Origin of the sequence: Aliivibrio sp. S4MY1 (genome assembly GCF_028765545.1) — a bacterium.
Classification (GTDB): domain Bacteria; phylum Pseudomonadota; class Gammaproteobacteria; order Enterobacterales; family Vibrionaceae; genus Aliivibrio.
The window spans coordinates 1-11,583 of sequence record NZ_JARACP010000033.1 but is presented as its reverse complement, the minus strand read 5'-3'; the positions used below and the strand labels follow the sequence as shown (position 1 = coordinate 11,583).

Sequence of the window (11,583 nt, the reverse complement as noted above, 5' to 3'; positions counted from 1 at the left end):
GGTGAACAACGCCTCCAGCAACACCTAAAGCATTGTGCTATAAACACTAAATTTGAAGTAGAAGCAAAAATGCCAAGCATTGAGAATCCCTCTTAAATTGCTTGTTATGTACGTGCTCCCTCTGGCACGATCATAGGCAGGTCTGTACAGCCAAAGTCTAAACCAAACTGGCTTAGCAAACAGGTAAGCTGGCCTCTATGGTGAGTTTGATGATTGAAAATATGTTGGCAAAACTCACCAACGGTCCTTTCAATCACCTGCCCTTCTGTTGTCGTATACCTGACTATTTGGTTACAGCTATCAGCGGTAAACTGATTAGTGATTTCAATGTAGATCGAGTCTACTAGCTCTCGTAATTCAGAGAGTTCGTCTAGATTCGAAGCGAACGTGTCAGAAACTGACTTAGAAACGGGTAATTTATCTAAAACTGTAGCTTCAACTGATACTAACTCATTTGCTACAAGGCGCTGGAGCATAATCAAGTCACCAAACAAGATATGATTCCAGTGAGCCATGATTGTAGGAAAAAATGAGTTGGTATCCTGGTGCAACTGCTCATGAGTCAGCTTACTGCAAACACCAAGTAATTGCTTATTCATTCGCTGATTATACAGCGCCAACATTCTGAAATTTGAGGATAAATCCATTTGACCTCCAAAGTACATAACGCTCTTTCTACGACAAAATGTCTTATAGTTCCCTACCACATTTGTCGCTAGTTATTCTATTAAGGCATCTAGCCTTTTTCTAAACTCAAATAAATCAACACGATACAGCACATAACATTAGTAGGTGCATTCATGCTATACGACAACGTGGCGTTTTATGCGGTTAGCTCACAGGCTTCTTTGATAAACCATAAACAGCATGATTGATAATGCGGCCATTCAGGTTTTCTCGGTTAGAAATAATGCCTTCTAATGTCATACCCAAACGCTCACAAACCTTGCGGCTTGGTAGGTTGTGCTCGCCTGCTGCTATTTGAATTATCTCAAGCTGTAGATCGGTGAAAGCAATCTCGATTAACTTAGACACAGAACGAGTAATAATGCCCTTACCTTGATAAGACTCACTAAGCCAATAACCAATCTCAGCCATTTTTAAATTATGATTAATCGTGTTGAAGCTGACATTACCAACTAACTCACCTTGATAAATCATGCCACAAACCATTCCTTTACCTTCGGCATAATCCAATAATGATTTACGTACAAAGCGTAAGAAGAAATCCTCAGATTTTGCGTGTGGTGGCCAAGCGAGCCATTGAGATAAATAGGTCTCTTCGTTCGATACGATTTCAAAGTACTTTTTCGCAAAAGATGACTCAATAAGTGCCAATTTCAATTCACTATCAACTTCCACTGTAAACATAAGTCATCCTTTGAGGTGGTATTTATCTTGCGTATATCATACTCATTCTTAGGTAGATTTCATGTTTTTCTTTTTGTTTTGCCTTTAAGTTCTAGTTTTTGTTAAAACTCAACCTATTGATAATATTAACTATAAATGATCGAGTTTCTCTTTTTCCAATCATTAGGCACAAAAAAGCCGAGCAAGTTACCCTGCTCGGCTTTTGAATTTATGACAATAAAAGCAATTAACTAACTTAGTCTACTTTCTTATCTTGTGGTTGGTTTTCAGGAAGGTCTTTCACTTCGTGATACCATAAGTCATGGTGCTCTTTTGCCCATGTCTCATCAACATCACCCGTTACCATGCCATCTAGACCCGCTTCCATACCGAACAAGCCGATATAGATGTGGAAGATGAAACCACAGATCAAGATAAGTGCTGATAGCATATGTACAAGGTTAGATAGCTCCATGTCACGGCGTAGCTGGCCGAAGATTGGGAAATCTAATACAAAACCACTAAAAGCAACAACAGTACCAAATATAATTAATAGCCAGTAAATTGCTTTTTCACCACCATTTGAGAAACCAGCTGATGGGTGCGAACCTTTGTGTTTGCCTACCATGCCGCCCATTTTCATGAACCATTGAATGTCTGTCTTGTTGAAAATAGATTTTCTCCACCATTTCAAAAGTACACACATTAGTAGGATAAAGAAGATCGGTCCCATGTAGTTGTGATATTGCTTCGCAGCATAAATAATCATGCCCCAGATTTCACTTGGTAAAACCGGTTTTAAAAAGTGTTTACCATAAACTAAACATAAACCACTAAATGCTAGCGTTAAAAATGTAAATGCCATGCTCCAGTGTAAAGCACGATCCATACGAGACCAGCGTTTGATCTTACGGCCTGTTTTTGGTTTACTTAGTTTTAATGGACCCACAACGAAATACGCTAGTGTTACCATTACTAAACTACCAAAAATAGCAAGAGCACCTAATGGTGACATCCACTTTTCTTTTAGTACAAACCACGTTTCACCTGCGGTACTAATAAGTACACCATGCTCTGGTGATTGAGACGTTGTATAACCTTCTTGACCGGCCTTTACTTCACGCCAAAAATCAGCGCCTGCAAGTTGGGTCATTTCTTTCTCTGCACTCTTATTCGCTGTGCTTTCATTTGCCATACTAGGTACAGCAAATGAAAGCGTTAATGCTGCCAATAATGGCAGCAATAACGAAAGAGAAAGACGTTTTAATTGTGTAAACATCACTCTCTCCACTGGATTAGCTCTTAGTCGCATCAAACGATAAGTCTTCACCATCTGTCCAACCAGCGTCTTTTGCGCCACGTTCTACAACACGTTGACGGAAGATGTCAGATACTTTCTCTGCATCACCAGCAAGCAGCGCTTTAGTCGAACATAAAGAAGCACACATTGGTAATTTGCCTTCTGCAATACGGTTTGCACCGTATTTTTCACGCTCTTCTTGTGAACCTGGTTCTACACCCGGGCCACCAGCACAGAACGTACATTTGTCCATTTTGCCACGCTCAGCAAAAGCACCCTGTTTAGGGAACTGCGGCGCACCAAATGGGCAAGCAAATAGGCAGTAACCACAACCGATACAAAGATCTTTATTGTGACGTACGATACCATCTTCTGTGTGTTCAAAACAATCCGCAGGACAAACGGCCATACAAGGCGCATCGGTACAGTGCATACATGCAACTGAGATTGAGGTTTCACCCGGCTCACCGTCGTTTAGTGTTACTACGCGACGACGTTGGATACCCCACTCTAGCGCATCATCATTTTCGTTTTTACATGCTGTGACACAGCCGTTACATTCAATACAACGCTTGGTGTCACATAAGAACTTCATTCTAGCCATTTTATATCACCCCTTACGCTTTCGTGATTTTACATAGTGTCACTTTGGTTTCCTGCATTTGTGTTACAGGATCATAACCATAAGTGGTTGCTGTGTTTGCTGCTTCGCCGATTACGTATGGGTCAGTACCTTCTGGGTACTTGCTACGTAAATCTTCACCTTGGAATTTACCGCCAAAGTGGAATGGTACGAACGCTAAGCCAGGTTTAACACGACGTGTTACCATTGCTTTAACGTGAATTCGACCTTTCTCTGCGCCTTCAACCCAAACCATGTCACCGTCTTTAAAGCCAATGTCATTTGCGTCTTTCGGGTTAACTTCGACAAACATTTCTTGTTGAAGCTCAGCAAGCCATGGGTTTGAACGCGTTTCTTCACCGCCACCTTCGTACTCAACCAGACGACCAGACGTCAGAATAATTGGGTATTCTTTTGACTTATCTTGGTCTTGAATTGTTTTGTACAATGTTGGAATACGGAAGTTAGCCGCGCGGTCATCCCATGTTGGGTAATCAGCAACTAAATCACGACGTGGTGTGTATAACGGCTCACGGTGTTGTGGAACACGGTCAGGGAACGTCCATACAATCGCACGTGCTTTTGCATTACCAAATGGCATACAACCGTGTTTAATTGCAACACGTTGAATACCGCCAGATAAATCGGTTTTCCAGTTTTTACCTTCTGCTGCTACTTTTTCAGCCGCAGTCAGATCGTCCCACCAACCAAGTTGCTTAAGCAGTTTGTCAGTGAATTCTGGGTGACCATCTTCAATTTCACACCCTACTGGGTAGCTGTCTTCAGCAAGTAGGCTTTGACCTTCATATTCCACACCAAAACGGGTACGGAAGTTACCGCCACCTTGCGCTACAGGTTTAGACGTATCATAAAGGATATGCGTACCTGGGTGCTTCATTTCTGGTGTACCCCAACAAGGCCAAGGAAGACCGTAGGTTTCACCATTTACAGGTCCACCTTCTGCTTCTAGCGTTGTTTTGTGGAACGTATGCCAGTTCATTGTGTGCGCTTTAATACGCTCTGGGCTTTGGCCTGTGTAACCAATTGTCCACATACCTTTGTTGAATTCACGGGTAATGTCTTCAATTACAGGTTGGTTGTTCTGATCAATTTTGATGTTTTTGAACAGTTGATCTGAATAACCTAACTTTTTAGTCAGTAGGTACATGATCTCGTGGTCAGGTTTTGATTCAAACAATGGCTGAATTACTTGCTCACGCCATTGGAATGAACGGTTTGATGCGGTTACAGAACCGTGCGTTTCAAACTGCGTTGTTGCAGGAAGAAGGTATACGCCATCGGTACGATCGTTCATTACAGCTGCAACGGTTGGGTATGGATCGACGATAACCATCATATCCAGCTTGCTCATTGCTTTTCTGATCTCAGTACCACGTGTTTGTGAGTTTACTGCGTGACCCCAGTAGAACATTGCACGGATATTGTCGTTTTGTTCGATGTTTGCTTTGTCTTCTAAAACACCATCAACCCAACGAGATACAGGAATACCAAAGTTATTCATTGGCGTTTTGCCGTTGTATTTACCTTGGTCGAATCGGTTTTTAACCCACTCGTAATCTAGATCCCATACTTTAGTCCAGTGTTTCCATGCGCCTTCACCAACACCGTAGTAGCCTGGAAGCGTATCAGAAAGAACACCTAAATCCGTTGCGCCTTGTACGTTATCGTGACCACGGAAGATGTTTGCACCACCGCCTGATTTACCCATGTTACCAAGAGCAAGTTCTAGGATACAGTATGCACGTGTGTTGTTGTTACCCGTAGTATGCTGAGTACCACCCATACACCAAACAACACAGCCTGGACGGTTTTCAGAAAGCAGTTTTGCTGTCTCAAACACTTCTGCTTCTGTTACGCCAGTTACACGCTCTACTTCTGCAGGGTTCCATTTTGCTACTTCTGTGCGGATCTCATCCATACCAAACACGCGTTGGTTAATGAATTCTTGATCTTCCCATTTGTTTGCAAATACATGCCACAGTACGCCCCAAATAAAGGCAACATCTGAACCCGGACGCAATGAAACATAGTGATCCGCTTTTGCTGCTGTACGTGTACGACGTGGGTCGGCAACAACGATCTTACAACCATTCTTCTCTTTAGCGATCAGAATATGTTGCATTGCTACTGGGTGTGCTTCTGCAGGGTTTGAACCAATGAATAGCATAGATTTACAGTTATGCATGTCATTGAATGAGTTTGTCATTGCACCGTAACCCCATGTGTTTGCAACACCGGCTACTGTGGTTGAGTGACAAATACGCGCTTGGTGATCGACGTTGTTTGTACCCCATAGTGACGCCATTTTACGGTACAAGTACGCTTGTTCGTTGTTGTGCTTTGCAGAACCTAACCAGTACACTGAGTCAGGGCCTGATTCTTTACGGATCTCAAGTGCTTTGTTACCGATCTCTTCGATCGCTTGATCCCAAGACAGTTTTACCCATTTGCCATTTTCTAGCTTCATTGGGTATTTTAGACGACGTTCGCCATGACCATGTTCACGCAGTGCTGCGCCTTTTGCACAGTGACCACCTGCGTTAAATGGGTGATCGAATGCTGGCTCTTGACCAGTCCATACGCCATTTTGTACTTCAGCGTAGATACCACAACCTACAGAACAGTGTGAACAAATAGTACGTTTCACTTCTGTTGGCGCATCAACTGGCACTTCTTTCGCTTGTGCTTTTTTCATCATGCTTGGAACAAACATGCTTGCACTTGCTACTGCACCCGCAGCAATTGTTGAAGTACGCATGAACATACGACGTGTAATGCCCAGCTGGTTCTCTTGCTTTTGTACCGAATCGGAACGTTTAGTTAATTTCATTATTAAGCTCCGTTATAGGCTATCGTAATAATCACGAATATGTTGAGTTTCGCGATATCCATCGCCCTTCTTCTCAACGTCTTTTTTATCCGTTACTGTGTTTGCGCTTGCTGTTCCTGATACCGCTGCTGCTACTGTTCCTGCGGCAGCTGCAGTTGCAAGGCCCTTCAGTAGTGTGCGGCGGTTTAGGTCCGTATTTTTATTGCTCATTCAATGCTCCTTTGCTTCCAATGTACTTGGAATGGGCGTCTGTTTTTATGGTTTTAATTCTTTTAAGTCACAACGACTTTTATACTTCTGTGACTTCAATTGCGTTTGGATTTTTTGCAAAGCGCGTTTGTTCTACAATGAAAAACGCCTCTACTAAACCTGTCACTGATTTGTAGAAATCTGCATTTTCTGCATTATTGATTTGCTCACACAGTGAAACATACCAAGGTTGAATATGGCGATTAAAGAAACGTTGTTGCAGAACTTCTGCATCACCCGCTTCAATAAGCATAGCCATTACCTCACATAATGCTGAGATATGATCTTCAGGCTCTTTTACGTCATCTGCTCGCTCAAAACCTAATTGCATCAGATCTTGTCGAAGTGCAACTAACGGTTTTTCCATTAAAGCGCCCGCTATGTGCCATGAGCCAAACGGCATCACTTCACCACGGCCAACGCCAATGAATAAGTTTTGGTATTCATCAGTTAGTGCTTCTTGATTTGATTCTTGAGCTGCTTTTGAAACCGCAACCCATGCTTGACTCATCGCATGATTGTCATTGCCTTCAACTTCAAGCGTACTTAACCAATCAATCACCATTTGATCTGGTGCAATACGAAATAAATGCGCTAATAAACCATAGATTTCTTGTCTTACTTGTTGTTGTTCATTCATGGTCATTACACCTTTAATTGTTTTTCTGGATTTGCAGACAGATCGGTAAAGATGTCTTTCACTCGACAATCTTCACACATATATAAACGACTGATAGAGGCTTCATCGCTAAAGTGAGGGTTACCCTGTAACTTAACTCTTAGCATTTCAATCATTGATGCTGGAGCGAAAGGCGTTCCACAAGTAATACAACAAGCGGCATCTTCTTTATGCATGATTTGTGTTTCTTGACGCTGTGTTTGGCTCCAGTTCATTTGCACTTTCATGCTCAATACTTTTTCTGGACACGCACTGACACAAAGGCCACATTGAACACAATCTTGCTCAATGAATTTTAATGTTGGTGAATCGGGATCACTATGAAGTGCACGAGTTGGACAAACCGCAACACAGCCCATGCATAAGGTACAATCTTTGGTTTCACAGCTCACACTGCCATAAGGCGCATGAGAAGGCAGAGATTGAATTTCAGTAATTTCGATGTTGTTTGAAGCCGCATCAGCAGCGAGGTGATCTAACGCGCCCATTAAGCGTGCACGTTTATTACCCGTTAATGGTTGTTCAATTACCGCTAATGGCGTATCGATAAGTGTCATTTCGTGTAACGCTTCCATATAAACGACTTGGATGCGTTGAGGATCTAACCCTAGTTGAGATAAGAAAGCCTGTGCAATTTCCACTTCTTGCGTTAATACACGCTGAATGGTTTCTGGCATTCTACGGCTTGCGATAAACAGAACTTGCGCTGCACCATTAACAAGAGCAGAGAACCAGGTATCAATACCAACAGAAAGAAGCTCATCAAGAACTACTGGGATAACATGATCTGGCATGGTTTTTAATGCCATCACGTTAAAGTTTTCATGGCGATCACTGCAGAAGGCGATAATTGGTGTTTCACCACCCTCTTTCTTGTAGTTTGCTAATAGACGAGTAGCGAAGTTTTGTGTTTTCTCCGCTTCTGGCAATGCATAGCTGATGGCCTCTGTCGGGCAAGCCGTTGCACAGGTACCAACACCTTGACAAAGGTATGGGTTAATTTGAATGTGGTGGCCTGTTTGTTCTGAACCTTCACTGGTTAGTGCGCCAGCAGGACAAGCATCAACACAACGCTCACACCCTTTTACGCCACGTGAACTGTGTGCGCATAACTCTGGATTTAAGCGAAAGTATTTTGGTTTATCAAAGGTACCAACAAGAGCTGGCAATTCATCAAGTACTTGTGCAAGTGTTGGATAACCACGACCGACAGGGTAATAACCCGGTACTGGTACTTGCTCTGACATTACGCTGTCTAGTTTCATGTCTAACACAAGATCGAATGCAGCGGCACCAATGGTTGCTTTTGCTAGATTAACGCGCTCACCATTTAGCGTACACTCAACATCAAATGCGCCTAAAAAGCCTTTGATGCTTAGATCTTTAGCGTGATAAACCGTTTTTTCAGTCTCTTTATCGTGTGCATCAGATTCGGTTGAGACTAGTGTGATGCTGTTTAGCTCTGAGAACTGCTCGGCAACATCAACAATAATGCTGGTAGGTCCAATGATGATCAAGTTACCACGGCTTTCGTAGCTCACCGTTGGTGGGATTAAGTTGTTTAACTCAACGGTTTGCGCAATAGCGAACTGACGCGCTTTGGCATTCGTTGTTTCAGATTGTGCTAAAAATTGGGTTAACATTGCTTCACCTATTCTTGACCCCATTTGGGCCTATTCAGTTCTTTGACTGGTTTCTAGGTGCTACATCGCAATAACCGTACCAACTTAACGGGTAATTATTAGAAATATTAATTGGCTAAAATGCGTGATTTTTAGACTATTTGGCAGGATGTGTTTTTTGTCGGGACATTTTGTCTCACCTTGGTTCAAAATGTCCCGATTGTTTAAATGGTCTTTTTTGTCTCACTTGATGATTTTTCGTCACCAGTAACGTATTGATATTCATTATCATTACTGTTTATTATTTCATTTTTAACGGTTAATTCTTGTTGTTCTTCTGATGCTTCTTTTGATAATTGCTCAACCACTGATTCTTGCTCGCTCTCGCCTTCTTCTTCAACAGGCTCTACCATCCAATATCTTAATTTGGCAGCAGTTTCACTATCCAGCTTTGGTGGTGTTGAGTAGTTTGGCTCATCTTCCATTGCAAATTCAGGATTCAAAAACATCTTACGTAATGCCGCTTTTTTCAGGTTTTTATCTACCCCTGTTGCCATAAATTGGCTAACATTACTGGTTCCTGTAATTTCACCTAGATCGGCCTCGGTAGGCAGCTCGATCTCAGGCGTTACTTCTGACTCTTCTAGGATTGATGTTGTTTCAACATCATCGACAGAGGCTTCAATAACAGGTGTTGACGATGCTTGAATAGGCTCATCACTGACCTCTTCACCTTGTTTTACCTTCTGTTTTCTCAGTGCCCATCTACTTAGGAAGTTGCTCACTTGCGCGCCCCGCACCTTTACGTTTCTTTCTACGAACTTCTATCAGTTCACCGTTTTTGCCGATAAAAGCTTCTAACCATGCTTGTACTGGTAGTGGCATTCCAATGGATAACACAACGTAATCACCATCCATGTATTGCCCTATCAAGCTTTGCGAAGCGGTAATCATCACAGGGATAAGTACGTCATTATCGTTTTCAAAGGCAAAAAATAGCTTTGGATCTTGAGAGCTTAAATTAAAACGATAATCAGTTCGTTCATCTAAAAATATTTCAAGATCACGTTCAAATAAGATGCCATTGCTTTGTGCTGCTTGTGTTTTTGACTCATAAAGATGAATGTCACCAATGCGCCATGATGGTGCGCTCCAACGCCCTACTTGTTTGATTTCTTCAATCACTTCAAATTGAAGTGGCCATTGGTTTTCTGTCTTTTTACCCACAAGTCACCTACGTCATGTCGATTATAATTATCTAAATTAAAGCAAACCTTATACCAACTCCTTTCATTTTGTTAAGAGTGGTATAATATTTGCCTAGTTTATCAAGTCTTTATTAATTTTTTGGAGCGTTGCCGTGAATCAACCATCACCAACAATAATTACAACTGGTGCTGTACCAAGCCAAACCATCTCTGTTGATGTGTATGACGAATATGGCGAAAAACTGACAAAAGAGATCGCTTGCGAACAACCTTTAACCGTTATGTTGAATTGGCAAGAAGTGGTAACGTTAATGACGCTTGGTGCTCGCCCTGCTGAGTTAGTTTTAGGCTACTTAAAAAACCAGCATTTTGTTACTGACGCTTCTCTTTTAGAATCCGTCATTATTGATTGGGAAACCAAAACAGCCGCGGTAAATACCAAAGAAACCACTGAGCATGTAAAAGAAAACTTAAAGAAGAAGACGGTTACGTCTGGCTGTGGCCAAGGCACCATGTATGGCAACGTAATGAAGCAGCTTGAAAACTACCAAGTTCCTCAAGTAACGATTAACCAATCAGATCTTTATCAATCGTTAGAAGCACTGACTTATCACAATGATACTTACAAAGCAGCTGGTGCGGTTCATGGTTGTGCTGTGTGCAAAGATAATAAAGTGCTTTCATTTGTGGAAGATGTAGGTCGCCATAATGCGGTAGATACCTTAGCAGGTGAGTTATGGCTAAAACAAGAAACCGGTGATGACAAACTGTTTTACACTACGGGCCGTTTAACCTCTGAAATGGTTATTAAAGTCGCTCAGATGGGTATTCCTGTCCTACTTTCACGCTCAGGTGTAACGCAAATGGGTTTAGATTTAGCTCAGAAATTTGGTATTACGATTATTGCCCGAGCAAAAGGCAAGCGTTTCCAAGTGTTTGCAGGTCACGAAAAAATCAATTTTGATGTGAAAGGTGAATCCGTTTTTAGGGACTAATATCGAGGGGCTAGATTCTAGCCCCTCATTCTATCTACTGATTATTCTCAAAAATAGCTCTGAACTCTTCATGATGCTTCAAAAATACATCAACGATCGCAGGGTCAAATGATACCCCCCTTTCTTCTTCAATGATCTTAATAGCAACTTCATGAGTAAACCCTTCTTTGTAAATACGTTTCTGTCTTAATGCATCATATACATCTGCAATACTTACTATTCGAGCTTCAATTGGAATATCTTTACCTGAAAGATGTAAGTACCCTTTCCCATTCCACTTTTCATGATGATACAACACAATATTTTTGGTGATTGTACTTAATTCAGTATTCTTTATGATCTCATAGCCAATGTTTACGTGTTTTTTCATTACATCAAATTCATCAGGATCTAATTTTCCTGGTTTCTTCAAGATGTAGTGAGGAATACCAATTTTTCCAATATCGTGCAAAGAAGCAATCATTCGAATCTCTTCTACAAACGCTTTTGGCATCTTCAAAAGATTAGACAAATGCTCAGAGTAAATATTAATCCGTTTATTATGTTCACTGGTCTCTTCATCACTGTACAAAGACGCCATCTCTAATGAACCAATCAACGATTCGTTCATGGTTAAAAGACGATTCTGTGTTTTTTTAGCAAAAAAGTCTCGTATAAGTAAAAGACCGATAATGACTATGCTGGCACTTAAGATACTTATTAATAAC

Annotated in this window: 12 protein-coding genes; 1 reads left to right on the top strand and 11 read right to left on the bottom strand. The window is 41.6% G+C overall.

Going from position 1 to position 11,583, the window contains the following annotated elements; all coding sequences use genetic code 11:
* Positions 1-104: 104 nt before the first annotated feature.
* From PVK71_RS19795 to PVK71_RS19750, 10 genes are all read right to left on the bottom strand, one after another.
* Positions 105-647 carry a DinB family protein gene (locus PVK71_RS19795; protein WP_274421051.1) on the bottom strand — a complete coding sequence of 181 codons (543 nt, stop codon included), beginning with the start codon at positions 645-647 and terminating at the stop codon, positions 105-107.
* 184 nt (positions 648-831) lie between these two features.
* On the bottom strand, positions 832-1,371 hold the full coding sequence (locus PVK71_RS19790) for a GNAT family N-acetyltransferase (RefSeq protein WP_274421050.1): 540 nt from the start codon (positions 1,369-1,371) through the stop codon (positions 832-834).
* A 235-nt stretch (positions 1,372-1,606) separates the two neighbouring features.
* Positions 1,607-2,629 carry a formate dehydrogenase subunit gamma gene (locus PVK71_RS19785; protein WP_274421049.1) on the bottom strand — a complete coding sequence of 341 codons (1,023 nt, stop codon included), beginning with the start codon at positions 2,627-2,629 and terminating at the stop codon, positions 1,607-1,609.
* Positions 2,630-2,645: 16 nt separating this feature from the next.
* Complete coding sequence (fdh3B, locus tag PVK71_RS19780; RefSeq protein ID WP_130044538.1) at positions 2,646-3,254, bottom strand: formate dehydrogenase FDH3 subunit beta; 609 nt, start codon at positions 3,252-3,254, stop codon at positions 2,646-2,648.
* 13 nt (positions 3,255-3,267) lie between these two features.
* A complete protein-coding gene (locus tag PVK71_RS19775) occupies positions 3,268-6,123 on the bottom strand; it encodes a formate dehydrogenase subunit alpha (protein ID WP_274421048.1) in 2,856 nt (951 codons plus the stop codon).
* A 12-nt stretch (positions 6,124-6,135) separates the two neighbouring features.
* The gene (locus PVK71_RS19770; RefSeq protein ID WP_130044540.1) at positions 6,136-6,333 is read right to left on the bottom strand and encodes a twin-arginine translocation signal domain-containing protein; all 198 of its coding nucleotides are present in this window, start codon (positions 6,331-6,333) and stop codon (positions 6,136-6,138) included.
* A 79-nt stretch (positions 6,334-6,412) separates the two neighbouring features.
* The gene (locus PVK71_RS19765) at positions 6,413-7,012 is read right to left on the bottom strand and encodes a TorD/DmsD family molecular chaperone (protein WP_274421047.1); all 600 of its coding nucleotides are present in this window, start codon (positions 7,010-7,012) and stop codon (positions 6,413-6,415) included.
* A 5-nt stretch (positions 7,013-7,017) separates the two neighbouring features.
* Positions 7,018-8,694, bottom strand: a complete 1,677-nt coding sequence (locus PVK71_RS19760) for a 4Fe-4S dicluster domain-containing protein (protein WP_274421046.1) — start codon at positions 8,692-8,694, stop codon at positions 7,018-7,020.
* Positions 8,695-8,897: 203 nt separating this feature from the next.
* Positions 8,898-9,458, bottom strand: a complete 561-nt coding sequence (locus PVK71_RS19755) for a DUF3306 domain-containing protein (protein WP_274421045.1) — start codon at positions 9,456-9,458, stop codon at positions 8,898-8,900.
* Entirely contained in the window at positions 9,439-9,900 is a 462-nt protein-coding gene (locus tag PVK71_RS19750; protein ID WP_274421044.1) for a DUF3305 domain-containing protein, read from the bottom strand. The genes PVK71_RS19755 and PVK71_RS19750 overlap by 20 nt, the downstream gene beginning before the upstream one ends.
* Positions 9,901-10,033: 133 nt before the next feature.
* On the opposite strand from PVK71_RS19750, the gene PVK71_RS19745 reads away from it, so the two are divergent.
* Positions 10,034-10,876 (top strand): formate dehydrogenase accessory sulfurtransferase FdhD, encoded by an 843-nt coding sequence (locus PVK71_RS19745; RefSeq protein WP_274421043.1) that lies wholly within the window; start codon positions 10,034-10,036, stop codon positions 10,874-10,876.
* A gap of 34 nt (positions 10,877-10,910) precedes the next feature.
* Here PVK71_RS19745 and PVK71_RS19740 read toward each other — a convergent pair.
* Positions 10,911-11,583 (bottom strand): HD-GYP domain-containing protein (locus tag PVK71_RS19740; RefSeq protein ID WP_274421042.1); only part of this gene is annotated, 673 nt, incomplete at its 5' end.

Bases quoted from the DNA above. Each gene is read 5' to 3' on its own strand.
- PVK71_RS19795 (WP_274421051.1), bottom strand. From the start codon at position 647: ATGGATTTATCCTCAAATTTCAGAATGTTGGCGCTGTATAATCAGCGA.
- PVK71_RS19790 (WP_274421050.1), bottom strand. From the start codon at position 1,371: ATGTTTACAGTGGAAGTTGATAGTGAATTGAAATTGGCACTTATTGAG.
- PVK71_RS19785 (WP_274421049.1), bottom strand. From the start codon at position 2,629: ATGTTTACACAATTAAAACGTCTTTCTCTTTCGTTATTGCTGCCATTA.
- fdh3B (WP_130044538.1), bottom strand. From the start codon at position 3,254: ATGGCTAGAATGAAGTTCTTATGTGACACCAAGCGTTGTATTGAATGT.
- PVK71_RS19775 (WP_274421048.1), bottom strand. From the start codon at position 6,123: ATGAAATTAACTAAACGTTCCGATTCGGTACAAAAGCAAGAGAACCAG.
- PVK71_RS19770 (WP_130044540.1), bottom strand. From the start codon at position 6,333: ATGAGCAATAAAAATACGGACCTAAACCGCCGCACACTACTGAAGGGC.
- PVK71_RS19765 (WP_274421047.1), bottom strand. From the start codon at position 7,012: ATGAATGAACAACAACAAGTAAGACAAGAAATCTATGGTTTATTAGCG.
- PVK71_RS19760 (WP_274421046.1), bottom strand. From the start codon at position 8,694: ATGTTAACCCAATTTTTAGCACAATCTGAAACAACGAATGCCAAAGCG.